At 34.4% G+C, this 18,677-nt stretch carries 16 protein-coding genes; 12 read left to right on the top strand and 4 right to left on the bottom strand.

Annotated elements, in window-relative coordinates; all coding sequences use genetic code 11:
* Positions 1-26 precede the first annotated feature (26 nt).
* The 10 genes from MUA87_RS06585 (at position 27) to gndA (ending at position 12,243) form a co-directional block, all read left to right on the top strand.
* Positions 27-917: a phosphate acyltransferase gene (locus MUA87_RS06585; RefSeq protein WP_262550319.1), complete on the top strand. Its 891-nt coding sequence runs from the start codon at positions 27-29 to the stop codon at positions 915-917.
* 1,040 nt (positions 918-1,957) lie between these two features.
* Complete coding sequence (buk, locus tag MUA87_RS06590) at positions 1,958-3,016, top strand: butyrate kinase (RefSeq protein ID WP_057510481.1); 1,059 nt, start codon at positions 1,958-1,960, stop codon at positions 3,014-3,016.
* 10 nt (positions 3,017-3,026) lie between these two features.
* Positions 3,027-4,451: a dihydrolipoyl dehydrogenase gene (lpdA, locus tag MUA87_RS06595; RefSeq protein ID WP_216733620.1), complete on the top strand. Its 1,425-nt coding sequence runs from the start codon at positions 3,027-3,029 to the stop codon at positions 4,449-4,451.
* A gap of 19 nt (positions 4,452-4,470) precedes the next feature.
* On the top strand, positions 4,471-5,463 hold the full coding sequence (locus tag MUA87_RS06600) for a thiamine pyrophosphate-dependent dehydrogenase E1 component subunit alpha (RefSeq protein WP_002481011.1): 993 nt from the start codon (positions 4,471-4,473) through the stop codon (positions 5,461-5,463).
* Entirely contained in the window at positions 5,463-6,446 is a 984-nt protein-coding gene (locus tag MUA87_RS06605) for an alpha-ketoacid dehydrogenase subunit beta (RefSeq protein WP_156666980.1), read from the top strand. The genes MUA87_RS06600 and MUA87_RS06605 overlap by 1 nt, the downstream gene beginning before the upstream one ends.
* A 19-nt stretch (positions 6,447-6,465) precedes the next feature.
* Positions 6,466-7,770: a dihydrolipoamide acetyltransferase family protein gene (locus MUA87_RS06610; RefSeq protein WP_107540536.1), complete on the top strand. Its 1,305-nt coding sequence runs from the start codon at positions 6,466-6,468 to the stop codon at positions 7,768-7,770.
* A 96-nt stretch (positions 7,771-7,866) separates the two neighbouring features.
* Positions 7,867-8,304: a bacilliredoxin BrxB gene (gene brxB / locus MUA87_RS06615; RefSeq protein WP_002481008.1), complete on the top strand. Its 438-nt coding sequence runs from the start codon at positions 7,867-7,869 to the stop codon at positions 8,302-8,304.
* Between the two features lie 12 nt (positions 8,305-8,316).
* Positions 8,317-9,294, top strand: a complete 978-nt coding sequence (locus MUA87_RS06620) for an aromatic acid exporter family protein (protein WP_057510485.1) — start codon at positions 8,317-8,319, stop codon at positions 9,292-9,294.
* Between the two features lie 334 nt (positions 9,295-9,628).
* Complete coding sequence (locus tag MUA87_RS06625) at positions 9,629-10,753, top strand: M20/M25/M40 family metallo-hydrolase (RefSeq protein WP_262550324.1); 1,125 nt, start codon at positions 9,629-9,631, stop codon at positions 10,751-10,753.
* Positions 10,754-10,833: 80 nt separating this feature from the next.
* The gene (gndA, locus tag MUA87_RS06630; protein WP_002481005.1) at positions 10,834-12,243 is read left to right on the top strand and encodes an NADP-dependent phosphogluconate dehydrogenase; all 1,410 of its coding nucleotides are present in this window, start codon (positions 10,834-10,836) and stop codon (positions 12,241-12,243) included.
* Positions 12,244-12,308: 65 nt separating this feature from the next.
* Here gndA and MUA87_RS06635 read toward each other — a convergent pair whose 3' ends face one another.
* Positions 12,309-13,163 carry an effector binding domain-containing protein gene (locus tag MUA87_RS06635; RefSeq protein ID WP_156666983.1) on the bottom strand — a complete coding sequence of 285 codons (855 nt, stop codon included), beginning with the start codon at positions 13,161-13,163 and terminating at the stop codon, positions 12,309-12,311.
* Positions 13,164-13,298: 135 nt separating this feature from the next.
* Complete coding sequence (zwf, locus tag MUA87_RS06640) at positions 13,299-14,783, bottom strand: glucose-6-phosphate dehydrogenase (protein WP_002481003.1); 1,485 nt, start codon at positions 14,781-14,783, stop codon at positions 13,299-13,301.
* Between the two features lie 137 nt (positions 14,784-14,920).
* Between zwf and rnz the strand changes: the two genes are divergently transcribed.
* Positions 14,921-15,841 carry a ribonuclease Z gene (rnz, locus tag MUA87_RS06645; protein WP_002481002.1) on the top strand — a complete coding sequence of 307 codons (921 nt, stop codon included), beginning with the start codon at positions 14,921-14,923 and terminating at the stop codon, positions 15,839-15,841.
* 54 nt (positions 15,842-15,895) lie between these two features.
* Here rnz and proC read toward each other — a convergent pair whose 3' ends face one another.
* Entirely contained in the window at positions 15,896-16,705 is an 810-nt protein-coding gene (gene proC / locus MUA87_RS06650; RefSeq protein ID WP_002481001.1) for a pyrroline-5-carboxylate reductase, read from the bottom strand.
* A gap of 133 nt (positions 16,706-16,838) precedes the next feature.
* Here proC and MUA87_RS06655 point away from each other — a divergent pair, with 133 nt between their 5' ends.
* Positions 16,839-17,600 carry an SDR family NAD(P)-dependent oxidoreductase gene (locus tag MUA87_RS06655; protein ID WP_199183487.1) on the top strand — a complete coding sequence of 254 codons (762 nt, stop codon included), beginning with the start codon at positions 16,839-16,841 and terminating at the stop codon, positions 17,598-17,600.
* A gap of 109 nt (positions 17,601-17,709) precedes the next feature.
* Here MUA87_RS06655 and MUA87_RS06660 read toward each other — a convergent pair whose 3' ends face one another.
* The gene (locus MUA87_RS06660; protein ID WP_002480999.1) at positions 17,710-18,618 is read right to left on the bottom strand and encodes an aldo/keto reductase; all 909 of its coding nucleotides are present in this window, start codon (positions 18,616-18,618) and stop codon (positions 17,710-17,712) included.
* Positions 18,619-18,677: the final 59 nt, after the last annotated feature.

Consider the following 18,677-nt stretch of genomic DNA (forward strand, 5'->3'; position numbering starts at 1 on the left):
CTATTTGAAATGAGGGGAGATTAACTATGGAATTCGAAACATTGATCTCTAATACTAAAGAGTTACAAGGTAACATTGGTGTTTTATTTGCGAATGACGAGAAAACAATAGCTGCGATTGTACAATTGCTTAAACAAACAAAATGCCATGTTACGCTCTACGGTACTAAAGATCCAACTGAATTAATACGTTCTTTTAATATAGAAGGGGACTTATTAAGTCGTATACACTTACGAACATTTCACGAGCGTGAGGATGTCTTTAAGAAGTGTGCAGATGATTTAAACTCAGAACAAACTCATGTTTTAATGAAGGGTAACTTACCATCATCAGAAATCTTATCTTTTGTACTAAAACATAAGTCATTTATGGATGAACGACGTTTCTTAAATCATGTATCATGTTTCGATATTCCTTCATATCACAAAATGTTAATCATTAGTGATGTTGCTTTAAATGTAAAGCCTAGCATAGATGATCGTATTCATATGATTGAAAATATTGAAAGCTTTGCGAAGAATATTGGTTATAAATGTTTAAATGTGGGATTATTATCATCATTAGAGCATCCCACAACCAAAATTCCTTCATCAGTAGATGCTGCAGAAATTGCCGCACACTTTAAACAACATAATTTTTTAAAGGTTGAAGGACCATTCGCCTTTGATAACGCGATTGATAAAGAAAGTGCAATTGAAAAGGGTATTGAATCTGAAATCGCTGGTGATGTTGACGCGTTGATTGTTCCACATCTTGATGTCGGCAACACACTCTATAAATCATTAACTTATTTTGCAAATGCCCAAACGGCTAATTTAATTTTAGGATCGAAATTCCCGATTGTTTTAACGTCTCGAGCAGATTCTATACAAAACAAAGTTAATTCAGCTATTTTGGCACTGCATACATTAAAATAGACATATGAAAAATTCCATTGAAATCTAACTTTTTACTAAATAGGAACAGGATGAGTAAATTCATTTCTGTTCCTATTTTCATGAATAATAGTATCAATTCCTCAGAATATAGTACGATTTTTCTTAAAAGCAAAGATATTTCAAATAAATCCTTTTAACGATTTAATTTCAGGTTTTAAATATTTATTGCACCATGAAGAGATTTTTTTGATAGTTGTACTTTCTGTACTTGTAAACTTTTTCTTGCAGCTTATAACTTACTACTGCCATTTAGTAATCAAATATTTCCTGATATAGCAATAGGTTTATATGGTTCATTTTTAACTGCTGAAGCTATTGGTGAAATAATTGGCGCATAAATAATAAGAATATCAAAAAAGATCTACCAATTCAGAAATTGATGACTTTATTAGGAATTTCAGGAACCTCATTAAGTGTTTGCCCAATTGTATACTTATTACTACATAACTATTTTGTGATTCTACTCATACCATTAATTTTCAATTTATTTTTAACAATGTTTAACATACAAATTTTTTCATATACTCAAAGAAATATTGAAGACATATATTTAGGAAGAGTTTTTGGGATTATATTTTCAGTTGCAATACTATTTATGCCGTTAGGAACTTGGGTGTTTTCTTCTATAATGAAACCTACTAATCTATTCAATTTCTCAATTGTTGGAATAGCCATAGTTATGTTATCCATCATTTTCAGACTCATATTAGGTTTTCGTCATAACTAATCTTTTGTATCAAAATTAAATCATGACATACAAATCTATTATGTGATATTCAGGTTTCTATAACGTTTAAGGCTAATGAATTAAAAGTACGATTTTCATTTGTCAGTGAAAGTCGTATTTTTATTTTGTTTTTAGAGATTTAAACTGCAAAATAACTATTTGAGGGTAACAAGTCATTACTTTTATAGGGGATTACTTTTAATTGAATACTAGATTAAGGTAAAATATAAAGGGTAGTTTTGAGAAAACATGAATACTGCATCATGAATGCAATATAAAGCAGGTGAAATATATGACCAATATTTTAGTCATAAATTTAGGTAGTACCTCTTCAAAAATAGGCTTTTATCAAGATGAAAATTGTGTTTCAATGGAAACGATTCATCATGATTTGAACATCTCACAAAAGCCTTTACTTGATCAAGAATCATATCGAATTGATTCCATAAAATCATTTATAAAAGAAAAGACTCCAGGGATGCAAAGTATCGATGCGATAGCTTGTAGAGGCGGTCTACTTAAACCCATAGCTGGCGGTACATATACAGTGAATTCTAAAATGTATGAAGACTTAAGATCTTTCAAATATGGTGTACATGCTTCCAATTTAAGTGGGATTATAGGGTATAAATTAGGAGAAATACTAAATATACCTGTATTTATTGTTGATCCTGTAGTTGTTGATGAATTAATTGATATCGCAAGGATAACAGGTATAAAGGATATTAAGCGTAGAAGTGTTTTTCATGCTTTAAATCAAAAGGCAGTTGCACGTCAATATGCAAAGTCCATTCAAAAGCCTTATAACAAAGTCAATGTTATTGTGGTTCATATGGGTGGAGGTATTACAGTAGGTGCGCATTTACAAGGTAAAGTTGTGGATGTGAATGAAGGCTTATACGGCGAAGGTCCAATGAGTCCGGAACGTGCTGGCACAATTCCGAATGATATGCTTTATCAATTTGGAGTTGAGCGTGGGTATTCACCTGAAGCACTTCAACACTTTATTAGCAAGAAAGCAGGACTCGTTAATTTATGTTCTACTAATAACATGAAACAGTTAGTGAATGAATATAGCGTAAATAAAACAACTCATTTAATTTTAGATGCAATGATTTATCAAATTGCGAAGACAATTGGCGAAAGGGCTGTTATTTTTAAAGGCGATATCGATCAAATTCTTTTAACAGGCGGAATTGCACACAGTCAACTCATCACGGATAAAATTCAAGAATATGTAGAATGGATTGCTCCTGTTAGTGTATATCCAGGCGAGTTAGAGATGGAAGCTCTTGCAAATCAAGTTTATGAAGCAGTTAATTTACGCGAAGAAGTAAAAATATATAGTTAGGAGATCAATCATGGCAGAAGAACAATATGATTTAGTTATTCTAGGTGGTGGCACTGCAGGTTATGTCGCAGGCATCCGCGCATCTCAATTGGGCAAAAAAGTCGCGATTGTTGAAAATCAATTACTCGGCGGTACATGTCTGCATAAAGGATGTATTCCGACTAAAGCCTTGTTAAAGTCAGCTGAAGTATTACATACAGTTAAACATGCTGCGGCATATGGTATTGAAACAGAACAATTTAATTTGAATTATAATAAAGTATATGAACGAAAAAATGATATTGTTAAACAAATGTATACTGGCGTTAAGCACTTAATGCAGCACAACCATATCGATATCTACAACGGCACTGGACGTATCCTGGGTTCATCAATTTTTTCACCTCAACCAGGTACAATATCTGTTGAATACGAAGATGGTACATCTGAACTTATTCCGAATGATTATGTGCTGATCGCGACAGGTTCTAGACCAGCGGAATTACCTTTCTTATCATTTGATCACCAAGTTGTACTTTCAAGCAATGACATTTTAAAAATGACAGAGCTTCCTCAGTCCATTGCTATTATTGGCGGCGGTGTTATTGGTATGGAATTTGCTTCATTATTAAATGATTTTGGTGTTGATGTAACAGTTATAGAAGCAGGTGAACGCATTTTACCTAGTGAAAATAAATCAGTTACACAAACATTAAAAAAACACCTGAATGATAGAGGTGTGCAGATTCGTGAAAATGTTCAATTATCTGAAGACCAAATTCAAATTAGTGATGATTCAGCTGAAATCAAACTAGAAAATGAAACACTGCAAGTAGATAAAATTTTATTAGCAGTAGGTCGCAAACCAAATACAGAGGATATCGGCTTAAACAATACAAAAATTAATTTAGACGAAAAAGGTTTTATTGAAGTTAATAACAAACAACAAACCCAAGAACAACATATTTATGCAGCTGGAGACTGCATCGGTAAATTACAACTTGCACACGCTGGTTCTAAAGAAGGGACAACTGCAGTAGAAGCAATGTTTGAAGACTCAGTAATTCCAGTTGATTATAATGCAATTCCAAAATGTGTTTATACTTATCCTGAAATCGCATCAATCGGCATGGATGTAGAACAAGCTAAAGCCGCAGATTATAAAAAAGCACGTAGTTTTAAAGTTCCTTTTAAAGCTATTGGTAAAGCTGTGATTGAAGATGCTAATCAACAAGATGGTTTTTGTGAAGTAGTAGTAGACCAAGAAACAGATTCTGTATTAGGATTAAGTATGATAGGTCCACATGTAACAGAACTAATCAACGAAGTTGCTTTACTACAATTTATGAATGGATCTACGCTTGAATTAGGACTAACAACACATGCACATCCTTCACTTTCAGAAGTTCTAATGGAAGCTGGACTTAAAGCAGCAAAACGCTCTGTTCATGCGTAATATGAGGAGGAAATAGAAAATGATGGATTATAAATCTGCCGGTCTGACCGAAAATGATTTAAAAGAAATGTATAAATGGATGGATCTTGGCCGCAAATTAGATGAAAGAATGTGGCTCTTAAACCGTGCAGGCAAAATTCCTTTCGTAATTAGTTGCCAAGGTCAAGAAGCAGCACAAATCGGTATGGCGTTTGCGATGGAAAAAGGAGATGTTTCAGCACCTTATTATCGTGATTTAGCATTAATCACATATCTCGGTATTACACCTGCTGAAACAATGATGTCAGCTTTTGGTAAAAAAGGAGATATCAACTCTGGAGGTAAACAAATGCCTTCACATTACAGTAAAAAATCTGTCGATATTTTATCACAAAGTTCACCAGTAGGCACGCAAGTATTACAAGGTGTAGGTGCAGCTTTAGCATTAAAAATGGATCGCAAACCTAATATTGCTATGGCAACACTAGGTGAAGGAACATCTAACCAAGGCGATTTCCATGAGGGACTAAACTTTGCTGGGGTTCAAAAATTACCATTTATTTGTGTGATTGAAAACAATGAATATGCAATCTCAGTCCCATCACACTTACAATATGCTGCTGAAAAACTTTCTGATCGTGCGCTTGGATATGGTATCCACGGAGAAAGAGTAGATGGAAATGACCCAATTGCAATGTATAAAGCTATGCATGAAGCACGCGAAAGAGCATTAAGTGGCGAGGGTTCTACTTTATTAGAAGCAATGTGTACTAGAATGACTGCACATTCTTCTGATGATGATGACCAATATCGTAGTCCTGAAATTAGAGAAGGCTTAAAATCTCAAGATTGCAATATTAAATTTAAAGCACATCTGATGGATTTAGGCATTGCGGATCAAGCTTGGTTCGACGAAATTGAAAAAGAAAATAAATCAATCGTCAACAAAGCAACAAAAGAAGCAGAAGCTTCTCCTTATCCAGATCCAAGTGAAACATATACATTTGTTTACGAAGAAGGAGGGCTTGAATAATGGCTAAACTCACTTATTTAGCAGCTATCAAACAAGCAATTTATCAGGCTATGGAAAAAGACCCTGATGTATTTGTATTAGGAGAAGACGTCGGTAAAAAAGGTGGCGTATTTGGTGTTACTCAAGGCTTACAAGAAAAATTCGGAATTGAACGTGTCATCGATACACCATTAGCCGAATCAAATATCGTTGGTACAGCTATCGGAGCATCTATGTTAGGTAAGCGCCCAATTGCTGAAATTCAATTTGCTGAATATATTTTACCAGCGACTAACCAAATTATGAGTGAAGCTGCAAAAATACGTTACCGTTCAAATAATGATTGGAGTTCACCAATCACTATTCGTGCACCTTTTGGTGGAGGTATACATGGCGCTTTATATCATTCTCAAAGTATAGAAAGTGTTTTTGCATCTACACCTGGATTAACAATCGTTATTCCATCTACACCATATGATGCGAAAGGTCTGCTATTAGCTTCAGTTGAATCGAATGATCCTGTACTTTATTTCGAACATAAAAAAGCGTATCGGTTACTTAAAGAGGAAGTACCTGAAGAATATTATACAGTCCCACTAGGTAAAGCGGATGTAAAACGTGAAGGCAATGATATTACAGTCTTTACTTATGGTTTATGTGTTAATTACAGCTTACAAGCTGCAGATGTTTTAGCAGAAGAAGGTATAGATGTAGAAGTTGTCGACTTACGTACAGTTTATCCATTAGACAAAGAAACGATTATTGAACGTGCAAAACGTACAGGTAAGATTTTACTTGTAACTGAAGATAATTTGGAAGGCAGCATTATGTCAGAAGTATCAGCAATCATCGCTGAAAATTGCTTGTTTGATTTAGATGCTCCAATCATGCGTCTTGCTGGTCCAGACGTGCCATCTATGCCATTCTCGCCACCATTAGAGGATGAATTCATGATGAATCCAGATAAAATCAAAGCAAAAATGTTAGAACTTGCGCGTTTCTAAATTATAGGAGGCTTATCAAATGGAAATCAAAATGCCGAAACTCGGAGAAAGTGTACATGAAGGTACAATTGAACAATGGTTAGTAGAAGTCGGCGATACTATTGAAGAATACGAGCCTATTTGTGAGGTTATTACAGATAAAGTAACAGCGGAAGTACCGTCTACTGAAGCTGGTACAATTACCAAAATCCTAGTTGAAGCTGGGGAAACTATTAGTGTCGGGACACCAATTTGTGAAATTGAAGCTGAAGGTTCATCAGATGAGAGTTCAGAATCTGATTCAAAACTAGAATCAACAGCAACTACAGAAAAATCCGAAAATGAAAATACATCAACAGAATCCCAATCTGAATCTAAACAAAATTTTAAGAGCGCTACCTCTGATAAACCACTAAATAATGGTAGATATTCACCTGTTGTATTTAAACTAGCTTCTGAACATCAAATTGATTTATCACAAGTTAAAGGGACAGGCTTTGAAGGTCGTGTGACAAAAAAAGATATTGAATATGTAATTGCTCACCCAGAAGCTGTCTCAACTCAAGCTGGGTCAACACCAATTCAAAATAAACCTGCTGAAAAAGAAAATATCCAACCTTCTGCATCTACAGAACAATCAACTGTTCCAGCTGATTCTGTTCCTGTGAATGGTGTGCGTAAAGCGATTGCTAAACATATGGTTCAAAGTGTTTCAGAAATTCCTCATGCATGGATGATGGTAGAAGCTGATGCAACAAACTTAGTGAAAACTAGAAATCATCATAAAAAGCAATTTAAGGCAAAAGAAGGTTATAATTTAACATTCTTCGCATTCTTTGTTAAAGCAGTTGCAGAAGCATTAAAAGAGTTTCCAATGTTAAACAGTAGTTGGCAAGGCTCTGAAATTAAAGTTCATAAGGATATCAATATCTCAATTGCAGTAGCTGTAGAGGATAAATTATATACACCAGTCATCCACAATGCAGATGAAAAATCAATTAAGGGAATTGCACGCGAAGTTAATGAATTAGCTCAAAAAGCACGTCAAAATAAATTAACACAAGCTGATTTACAGGGTGGAACTTTTACTGTAAATAATACTGGAACATTCGGTTCTGTCTCTTCGATGGGCATTATTAACCACCCACAAGCTGCGATTTTACAAGTAGAATCCATTATAAAAAAACCAGTTGTGATTGATGATATGATTGCAATTCGTAATATGGTGAACTTATGTATTTCGATTGATCATCGTATTTTAGATGGCTTACAAGCTGGTCGTTTCATGAACACAATCAAAAATAGAGTAGAACAATTTACAATCGAACATACGCATATTTATTAAACTGTTCTTAATGTTAAAGTTAATCCTGTTGAAGATTACTAAATTAATTAGTAGAATAAAATAGAACGTTATTAAGAACTGAAAGGTGATTTCGATATGGATTTAAATTTCGATTTATATATGAACGATGTTGTAGAACAAGCACGTAACGAGATAGAAAAAGCAGGTTATGAACAACTTACAACGCCTGAAGAAGTAGATGCTGTATTAAAACAAGACGGTACTACACTTGTTATGGTTAACTCAGTTTGCGGTTGTGCTGGAGGTATTGCACGTCCAGCTGCTGAACATTCATTACATTATGATAAACTACCTGATCGCTTAGTTTCAGTCTTTGCAGGACAAGATAAAGAAGCGACACAACAAGCGAGAGATTATTTTGAAGGTTATGCTCCTTCAAGTCCATCATTTGCGTTAGTTAAAGATGGTAAAATTGCTGAAATGATTGAACGTCATCAAATAGAAGGCCATGACATTATGGATGTTATTACACAGCTTCAAAATTTATTCGAAAAATATTGTGAAGAACGATAAGAGGTAAAGCAGATGATGCGTTTTAATCCCTATAAAATAGGATTTAGAACGATAAAGACTGCTGTAGGAATGGCACTTGGAATAATTATTGCCAAATTAATTGGTTTAGATAATTTTTCTTCAAGTGCCATTTTAGTTGTTTTATGTATTAAACATACAAAAGTACATTCCCTACAAGCAATTGTTTCTCGTTTTGTATCCTGTATTCTTATATTGATATTAGGATCTATCGTTTTTAGTTTGCTTGGTCAAAATGCAATTGTATTAGGTTTAATCGTCTTATTCTTTATACCTTTAACAGTAGTATTAGGGGTACAAGAAGGTATTATTACAAGTTGCGTTATATTGCTACATGTTTTTAATGCTAAAGTTATTGATTTACATTTATTTATCAATGAAGTTTTACTGTTAATCGTTGGCTTAGGTATCGCTTTTATTATGAACTTAATTATGCCAAGTCTAGATAAACAATTAAAAGAATATAAACATAAAATAGAGAAACAGTTTACTGAGACTTTCAATGCATTCAGTAAATCATGTTTTGATTTAGATTATCCAGTAGATGTGCCACTCAAAAACATTGAACTCGAAATCCAAAAAGCGAAATCTTATGCGTTCAGAGACGTAAAAAATCACTTTGTTCGTAACGAAAACTCTTATTATCATTATTTTGATATGAGAGAAGAACAATTGGAAATAATAGAGCGTATTGAACACCTACTGAAGAATATAAAATCAGAAGATAAAATGATGCACCGTTTAGGTAATTTGTTTGCTGAAATAGCTAAGAACGTTAATAGTAATGATTATACTGCGATGCGTCTGTATTCACTTTATGATTTACATATTGATCTTTATGATCAATCTCTGCCTCAGTCGAAAGAAGCCTTAATCAATCGTGCAAACGAAATACAAATTGTTAGTGAACTAGAACGTTATTTACAAATTAAATCTCATTTTGGATCGTTAAAATTATACGATGAAATATAAAAAAACGAGGGTGATCTTTTTTACAGATCATCCTCATTTTTTATTACTGCATCAATGGTGCTAAACTTGATAATATCAGTGCAACGATTACTGCTACCAACATAACGATGATAACAACTTTTGAGACTTTGCCTTTAAACACGTTATTCTCCTCCAGATAAACTTTCTTCTTAATTATAAATATAGTACTTTATTTTAAATCAATATGGTTATGTTTTCAACTTGACGCTTACAAATTATTATATCATGATTTTAACCTATTTTTTAGAACATATATGTTTTACAAAGCAGATAAATCGTATACACTAAACATAGTATAGGAAGGGGTTAGAACATGATTAACGAACAACGTTTACTAGAAACATTTTTAGAATTGGTACAAATCGACTCAGAAACAGGTCATGAAGAAATCATTCAACCAATTCTCAAAGAAAAATTTGAAAGTTTAGGTTTAACAGTAAAAGAAGATAATGCAGGTAAACAGCCCGACTTAGGTGCAAACAACTTAATCTGTACACTTGCGGCAACAGAAAATCACAATAAAACCCAAAAAATTTATTTTACAAGTCATATGGATACAGTTGCACCTGGTATTGGCATTAAACCTATCATCAAAGATGATGGATATATCTATTCAGATGGTACAACTGTACTAGGCGCAGATGACAAAGCAGGGATTGCTGCTTTACTTGAATTAATTCAAGTATTAAAAGAAAATCAAATCCCACATGGCCAAATTCAATTTGTTATCACAGTAGGTGAAGAGTCTGGTTTACTAGGTGCTAAGGCGCTTAATCCTGAATTATTAGATGCACAATTTGGATACGCAGTAGATGCCAGTGCACCAATTGGAACAACTGTATTGGGCGCACCTACACAGATGAAACTTAGTGCAGTAATTCATGGTAAAAAAGCACATGCCAGCACACCGGATAAAGGTGTAAGTGCTATTAATATTGCGGCGAAAGCAGTCAGTAAAATGAAGTTAGGTAAAATCGATGATGAAACAACTGCCAATATCGGTAGTTTTACTGGCGGTTCAGCAACGAATATAGTCGCTGACGAAGTCACATTACATGCAGAAGCCAGATCACATGACAATAACAAAATCGAAGCCCAAATCAACCATATGAAACAAGTATTTGAGGAAACTGCCGAAGCTTATGGTTGCAGTGCTGATGTATTTACAAGTAAAAGTTATCAAGGTTTTAAAGTAGCTGAAGATGCTAAAGTGACACAATATGCAGTAAAAAGTGCACAAAGTTTAGGATTAAGTGGAAATACAGTGGTTGCCGGAGGCGGCTCTGATGGAAATATTATCAACGCATTAGGTATTCCAACTGTGATTATTGGTATCGGATATCAAAATATCCATACAACTGAAGAAAGAATGGAAATTCAATCTTTAAATTTATTAGCTGAACAACTACTTAAAATTGTAGAATTAACTAGCGATTGATTTTAAGCTTGAATAAGTGAGCAGGAACGCTAATTGTGATACAATAAAATAGAAAATTTTATCAAAGAGAGGTAAGTAATATGACGCAACAAATTGGTGTAGTCGGTTTAGCCGTAATGGGTAAAAACCTAGCTTGGAATATTGAATCTCGTGGCTATACAGTCTCAGTTTATAACCGCTCAAAAGAAAAAACTGACACAATGGTCGAAGAATCAAAAGGCAAAAATATTCACCCAACTTATTCTTTAGAAGAATTTGTGAATTCACTTGAACGTCCACGTAAAATTCTTTTAATGGTTAAAGCAGGTCCGGCAACGGATGCGACAATCGAAGGTTTATTACCATTATTAGATGATGGTGATATTTTAATCGATGGTGGTAATACAAACTATCAAGATACGATTCGTCGTAACAAAGCATTAGCAGAAAGCGGCATTAACTTTATTGGTACAGGTGTATCAGGAGGAGAAGTAGGTGCATTGACTGGTCCTTCAATCATGCCTGGTGGTCAAAAAGAAGCATATGACAAAGTTGCTGATATCTTAGAAGCAATTTCTGCTAAAGCTGACGATGGTGCGCCTTGTGTAACATACATTGGTCCAGACGGTGCAGGACATTACGTTAAAATGGTACACAATGGTATCGAATATGCTGACATGCAATTAATCGCTGAAAGTTATGCATTAATGAAAGATGCATTGCATATGTCACATACTGAAATCGCAAATACATTCAAAGAATGGAATGCAGGCGAACTTGAAAGTTACTTAATTGAAATTACTGGTGAAATCTTCAACAAACTTGATGAAGACGGTTCCCCATTAGTTGAAAAAGTAATGGATAAAGCAGGTCAAAAAGGTACTGGTAAATGGACTTCTATTAATGCATTAGAACTAGGTGTACCATTAACAATTATTACTGAATCTGTATTCGCACGCTTTATCTCATCAATGAAAGATGAGCGCGTCGCTGCTTCTAAAGAATTAACTGGCCCATCACCAAAATTTGAAGGTAATAAAGATGAGTTCTTAGAAAAAATCCGTAAGGCGCTTTATATGAGTAAAATCTGTTCATATGCACAAGGTTTTGCGCAAATGCGTAAAGCAAGTGAAGAAAACGAATGGAACTTACAACTTGGCGATTTAGCTATGATTTGGAGAGCAGGTTGTATTATTCGTGCACAATTCTTACAAAAAATTAAAGAGGCATATGATAATAATCCAGAATTACAAAACTTATTATTAGATCCTTATTTCAAAGATATCGTAACAAATTATCAATCAGCATTACGTGATGTTGTTGCTGAAAGTGTTGCAAATGGTGTTCCTACACCTGGATTTGCTGCGAGCATTAATTACTTTGACAGCTATCGTTCAGAAAACTTACCAGCAAACTTAATTCAAGCACAACGTGACTACTTCGGTGCGCACACTTATCAACGTAAAGACCAAGAAGGTACATTCCATACACATTGGGCTGAAGAAAAATAATTTTATAAATCTATAAAAAGCACACTATCAGATTATCATTTCTGATAGTGTGCTTTTCACTTTAATTATTCATCTAAATCAACAGGCAACCATAATTGAATTTTTGTAAAAGGATTGTCGAAAGAAATATCAAATGGATAAACCTCTACATACAAAGCTTCAGTTTCATAAGGCAACGTCAGCTGCAATCTTGTTTCAATATAGTGCCATGCTTCATTGACCGCAAAATCAATCTCACCTTGTAAATTAAACTTAGCATATTGTCTAGAGGGTAAAAATCGACTTTCTAAATGAGCGGGGTACCGTTCGCTTGGTACACCTATAAACAATTCAACACCATTTTCCAGTGGGCACTTTACAACAAATAGTTCATGAGGACTTACATCGTTATAACGTTCAAGTTCTTTAATTTTACCATCTACTAATAAATCCTCTAAAAAATCAGCAACAAGAAATGGATTGCTTAAGTCCTCTGTATTCACAAATTTAGCATAACCGACTAATGCGTGATCCTCAGATTTTTCTAATCTATACGTATAAGGTGGACGATCCGTTGTTGCTATTCTTAAATATAATCTTTCTTGCATTTTCAACTCATCTTGCTTCAACTTTGCTTGAATAGGGGAAATGCCATGATAATCACTAAATGCATTAGCAAAATCATTTGTATCTTCATAATGATACTTTTTAGCGATATCTACTAAACGAAAAGCCCCTACAATCACATCTTCAGCTGCTTTCGTTAATTTTCTAGCTTCTGCATACTCACTAGGAGATAAGCCGACAACCATTTTAAAAGACTGATCTAGATGCATGGGAGAAAGGCCAACGTAATCGCTTAAATCTTGCAAATGAAAAGGCTCATAAACACGGTCCTCAATATAAACAATGGCCTGTTGTATTTGCTTGATAACGTCCAAACTGCTCACTCCTAAAATAACTATTGTCCTATATTATACCGTATTCTTCTATGACTTTCCTACAAAAAGACGTTAAAAAAACAAGACAGTATCAATGTTGTGACACTGTCTTGTCTTCATAAATTTAAACTGATATTAATGTATATCGTCCCACCAGTGGAATCCATCACGACTTAATAACAATTCACTTGTTAATGGACCGTTAGTACCTGATTTATAGTTAGGGAAGTCAGGTTCAACTTGATCCCATTCTTCTTGAATTGCATCAACATATTTCCAAGTTGATTTTAATTCTTCCCAGTGTGTAAAGTTTGTTGCATCACCTTTTAAGCAGTCGAACAATAAGTTCTCATAGGCGTCAACGGTATTCATTTTATCTTGTGCACTCATTGAGTATGATAGTTGAACTGGTTCAGTTTCAATACCTTGTACGTTCTTCTTCGCATTTAAATGAATAGAAACACCTTCATTAGGTTGGATGTTAATAACCAATAAGTTGGAATCTAAATGCTTATCTTTTTCGTAATATAAATTCATAGGTACTTCTTTAAATTCAACCACGACTTGAATAGATTTACGTTTCATTCGTTTACCAGTACGGATGTAGAATGGTACACCAGCCCAACGGAAGTTATCAATCATGACTTTACCTGAAACAAAAGTAGGTGTGATTGAGTCTTCGCTGACACGATCTTCTTCACGATAGCTTTTAACATACTTGCCATCAATTTCACCAGCATCATATTGACCACGTACAAAGTTTGTACGAACCGCTTCAGAATCCAATGGTTGCAACGACTTTAACACTTTTACTTTCTCCGCACGGATATCTGCACTATTTAAACTGATCGGCGGTTCCATCGCTAACAACGCTACCATTTGAAGCATATGGTTTTGGAACATATCTTTCAATGCACCGCTAGATTCATAATACCCTCCACGGTCTTCAACACCTAAAATCTCAGATGAAGTCACTTGAATATTTGAAATGTATTTATTGTTCCATAAAGGTTCAAACATCGCATTCGCAAATCGTAACACTTCGATGTTTTGTACCATGTCCTTACCAAGATAATGGTCAATACGGTAAATTTCATTTTCTTTAAATGATTTTCTAATTTGTTTGTTTAATTTTTCAGCTGAAGCCAAATCACTGCCGAATGGTTTTTCAATTACAAGGCGTTTGAATCCTCTTGTCTTAGTTAAACCAGATGATTTTAAGTAATCCGTAACTAAACCAAAGAAATTAGGGGCCATAGCTAAGTAGAATAGACGATTTCCTTGTAAGCCGAATTCTGAATCGAGTTGATTACTAAACTGCAATAAATCATCATAGCTTTGTTCTTCGCTGACATCATGTTTGAAGTAAAATACATGTTCCATAAATTGATCAAGGTGTTTTGTATCTTTTACATGAGCTTGAATAGATGACTTAACTTGGTTGCGAAAATGCTCATTCGAATAGTCACGACGGCCAATACCAATGATTGCAACATGTTCATCTAAATTATCTTGTTGGTATAAATGGAATAGTGAAGGGAACAGCTTTCGATGACTTAAATCACCAGTTGCTCCAAAAATTGTAATCAAACATGGTATATGCTTTCTTTTATTACTCAAGATTCAAAACCTCAATTCTATATTAGATATGCTATTATTATAAACTATGAAGAATTAATGTAACACATTTATGCTTAAATTTCTTCGTGTTTGTCATTTTAGATATGGTACACTAACGTGTAGAGAGGAGCGTTATAATGGAAATTACATTTTTAGGTACTGGAGCGGCGTTGCCAACCAAAGAACGCAATACACAAGCAATAGCGCTCAACTTAGAACCCTATTCAAATTCAATATGGCTATTCGATGTAGGAGAAGGAACGCAACATCAAATCTTGCATCATTCGATTAAACTCGGAAAAGTAGACCATATTTTCATCACCCATATGCATGGTGATCATATATTCGGCTTACCCGGCTTATTAACAAGCCGTTCTTTCCAAGGCGGGGAAGATAAACCCTTAACAATCATTGGGCCAAGAGGTATTAAAAGCTATGTTGAAATGACATTACAAGCCTCATTATCTAAATTAAATTATCCAATTACATTTATAGAAATTGATGAACAATTACATTACCATCACGAAGGTTTTACAATCAGTGCATATGCTTTGAATCATGGTGTACCATCATTCGGCTATCGTATTGAAGCACCAACCACACCTGGTAAAATAGATGTCGCTGCATTAAAAGCTATCGGTATGGAACCAGGACCAAAATACCAAGAAGTCAAAGAACAAAATACTTTTGTATTCAACAATCAAACTTATGACTCATCACAATTTAAAGGTTCAGATAAAATAGGTCCTAAAATCGCAATATTCGGCGATACCATGCCTTGTAAAAATGAATATTTACTTGCTGAAGATGTTGACGTGATTGTTCATGAAGCTACATATATTGATGGTGATAGAACATTAGCGGATAGTCATCATCATAGCCATATTTCAGATGTATTAAAACTATTAGAAGATTCTCATGCGAAACAAGCATTGTTGAATCATATTAGTAACCGTTATAACCTGAGTGATATCGATGTGTTGTATGCTGAATTACAAGAGCATTATCCACATTTAAAATTTAAATTCGTAAGAGACTTTGATGCGTTTGAAATATAAAAATGCTGAGGCAGATAATTTAACTGTCTCAGCATTTCTTTTATCAATTTTAACTTATTCGTCGTTCGATAACTCTTTACTTCTTTTTACTGCCGCATTGAAGCAATCTTCGAAAATACTTTCAATATCGTGTTGAGCTAAAGCATCTAAGCCTGCTTGCGTCGTTCCACCTTTAGAAGTCACGTTTTGTCTTAATTGTTCCATACTTAAATCAGAACGCTCAATCATTTTTCCAGTTCCGATTATCAAGTTACGTATAGATTCTTCAACTTCTTCTTTATCTAAACCAAGTCTGACACCCGCTTCTACATATTGTTCAAACACATGATACAAGAAAGCAGGGCCGCTGCCAGTAATCGCAGTGACTTGATGCAACGCATCTTCTTGAACTTCAATTTCTGAACCAAACGCATGGACAATATCAATAACTTGTTTTCTATCTTCTTGCTTATAGTTTTCTGAGAAACTGATACCTGTGACTGAATGACCGACTTGTGCGTTCGTATTAGGCATAATACGCGCAATTGGGTTATCATGGTCAAGTTGTTTTCTGATATACTGTATCGAGATACCAGCCATGATGGAAATAAATCTATTTTTATCTGTAATATATGGACGGATTCTATCAGCTAATGCTTCAAAATCATAGGGTTTCGTTCCTAAAAAGACAAAGTCAGCATCTGCTAATAATGCGGCGTCATCATAACTATAATTAACGCCTAATTCGTCAGCATAGCCTTTTAAGACCGCTTCATTAGAACGGTTTGTAATATAAATATCATTAGGATCGATTACTTCAGATGCAATTATTCCTGCAAAAATAGCATGAGCCATGTTGCCTGAACCATAGAATACAATTTTCATATTTTGAATAGCACTCCCTATATTTTGATAATTGATACACTTATCATAGCAATATCAATCATTTTGCACAACAATGTTAATTTGAGGCTATAATTTCAACGGATATACAACTCATACAGAGCGGAGGATTATAATGCAACAGATAATAGGAAAGCATTTTATCGTAACAGGAGGCACGAGTGGACTTGGCTATGCACTTACGCAACAACTTTTAGCCAAAGGTGCTCATGTAACTTTACTAGTAAGAAACATAGAAAAATTTAATGAAACACATTTTCCAGTCAATCAACACTTATTAGATTCAAAGTATTGTGATTTAAATGATGCAACAGATATTCATCAACTCACATTTTCAAAACCAATCGATGGATTTATACATAGTGCAGGGTTGGGATATTTTAAACCTATACTGCAACATAGTGAACAGGAAATGATAGAAACGTATACCATTAATGTCCTTCATTTCAACTTATTATTATCTCAACTTGCACCTTATTTTACACAACATCCTTTTATAGTCGGTGTCAGTAGTTTAGCAGCTTTTTCTATCCAAACAGCAAGTGGTCACTACGCAGCAAGTAAAGCAGGATTTAATCAAGTATTAAACACATTAAGATTGGAACAGCCAGATTATCAAGTGACAGTAGTAAATGCAGGACCGATACGTACACCATTTCATGCTAAAGCAGATCCTACACTAAATTATGCTGCACAAGTTGATAAGTTTATGTTAGATCCTAATGTACTAGCGAGAGATATCATTTCTGCGATGTTAAAAGGAAAGGCTGAAGTTAATCGCCCTAAATGGTTGCACAAACTTTTGAAAATCTATCAATTATCACCAAGAACACTTGAAAGGTTGGCACCGCAATTATTTAATAATAAAAACTCATAATAAAAAGACTTGTCATATCCGTCCAAAATAGTTCTCAGTAACAACGTGACGTTATTTTGAGGAGATGACAAGTCTTATTCATTTATATTCCTATTTATGATTTAGTGGTTTAGTTGAGATGATTTGTATAATGTAAATCTTTTACGCGTTCTTTTGCGGCATGTAAACGTGTTAAATCCACATGTGTTTGATAATTCTTCACGTTTTCTTCTAGTTGTTCAACACTACTAGCACCTGCCACAATTGAACCTAAAACGTCTTGTGTTAATAAGTAATTGAAAGTGAGTGCTGATAAATTATTTTCAATTTCTTTAAGCGATGCGACTGTACTGCCAAGTTCTTGATAACTATAATCAAAAATACCATCCGCAAATTTTTGGTCTAACGCTGTATTGCTTTCAGCTGTCAGTAATCCTTTAAATAATGGTCCACGCGCGAGCATTTTAACACCTTTTTGATGTGCTTGTTGAATTAAATCTTCAGGACGATTATCAATCAAATTATACTGTGCCATCCAAGTGTCAATTTGACTGTGCTCTAAATAATATTTAATAACATTAGGGCGAATAGAAGAGATACCATAGGCACGAATTAATCCTTCTTGTTTTAATTCGTCAAAAGCACTGATTGTTTCATCAAGCGGATCTTCAATTGTTCCGCCATGTAATTGATATAAATCTATTTGATCGACACCTAAGTTTTTTAATGATTGTTTGACACTTTCTTTGATGTGTTTCTTAGAAGGATCCCAAAATGTCGTACCATCTGGTTGAAGGTGGTTACCGACTTTGGTTCCGATAACGATATCTTCTGAGTTTTGATACGGTTTCAAAATTTCTCCTACTAACTTTTCATTGATGCCTTTGTCATACATGTCTGCTGTATCAAAATATGTTATTCCTAATTCAATGGCACGTTCGATAATGGCTTGTGCATGTTTCTTTTCTGTACCAAGACTCATACACCCTAAACCTAATTCAGAAATCTCTAAACCGCTATTCAAAACATTCTTTTGCATGTTGTGACTCCTTTCGATACACTTTAATTGTCTAACACTGCTAGTTTATCAGTATTTCA

Origin of the sequence: Staphylococcus simulans, assembly GCF_025561465.1 — a bacterium.
GTDB classification, from domain to species: domain Bacteria; phylum Bacillota; class Bacilli; order Staphylococcales; family Staphylococcaceae; genus Staphylococcus; species Staphylococcus simulans.

Coding starts and splice junctions, on each gene's coding strand:
- MUA87_RS06585 (WP_262550319.1), top strand. CDS start 27: ATGGAATTCGAAACATTGATCTCTAATACTAAAGAGTTACAAGGTAAC.
- buk (WP_057510481.1), top strand. CDS start 1,958: ATGACCAATATTTTAGTCATAAATTTAGGTAGTACCTCTTCAAAAATA.
- lpdA (WP_216733620.1), top strand. CDS start 3,027: ATGGCAGAAGAACAATATGATTTAGTTATTCTAGGTGGTGGCACTGCA.
- MUA87_RS06600 (WP_002481011.1), top strand. CDS start 4,471: ATGATGGATTATAAATCTGCCGGTCTGACCGAAAATGATTTAAAAGAA.
- MUA87_RS06605 (WP_156666980.1), top strand. CDS start 5,463: ATGGCTAAACTCACTTATTTAGCAGCTATCAAACAAGCAATTTATCAG.
- MUA87_RS06610 (WP_107540536.1), top strand. CDS start 6,466: ATGGAAATCAAAATGCCGAAACTCGGAGAAAGTGTACATGAAGGTACA.
- brxB (WP_002481008.1), top strand. CDS start 7,867: ATGGATTTAAATTTCGATTTATATATGAACGATGTTGTAGAACAAGCA.
- MUA87_RS06620 (WP_057510485.1), top strand. CDS start 8,317: ATGATGCGTTTTAATCCCTATAAAATAGGATTTAGAACGATAAAGACT.
- MUA87_RS06625 (WP_262550324.1), top strand. CDS start 9,629: ATGATTAACGAACAACGTTTACTAGAAACATTTTTAGAATTGGTACAA.
- gndA (WP_002481005.1), top strand. CDS start 10,834: ATGACGCAACAAATTGGTGTAGTCGGTTTAGCCGTAATGGGTAAAAAC.
- rnz (WP_002481002.1), top strand. CDS start 14,921: ATGGAAATTACATTTTTAGGTACTGGAGCGGCGTTGCCAACCAAAGAA.
- proC (WP_002481001.1), bottom strand. CDS start 16,705: ATGAAAATTGTATTCTATGGTTCAGGCAACATGGCTCATGCTATTTTT.
- MUA87_RS06655 (WP_199183487.1), top strand. CDS start 16,839: ATGCAACAGATAATAGGAAAGCATTTTATCGTAACAGGAGGCACGAGT.
- MUA87_RS06660 (WP_002480999.1), bottom strand. CDS start 18,618: ATGCAAAAGAATGTTTTGAATAGCGGTTTAGAGATTTCTGAATTAGGT.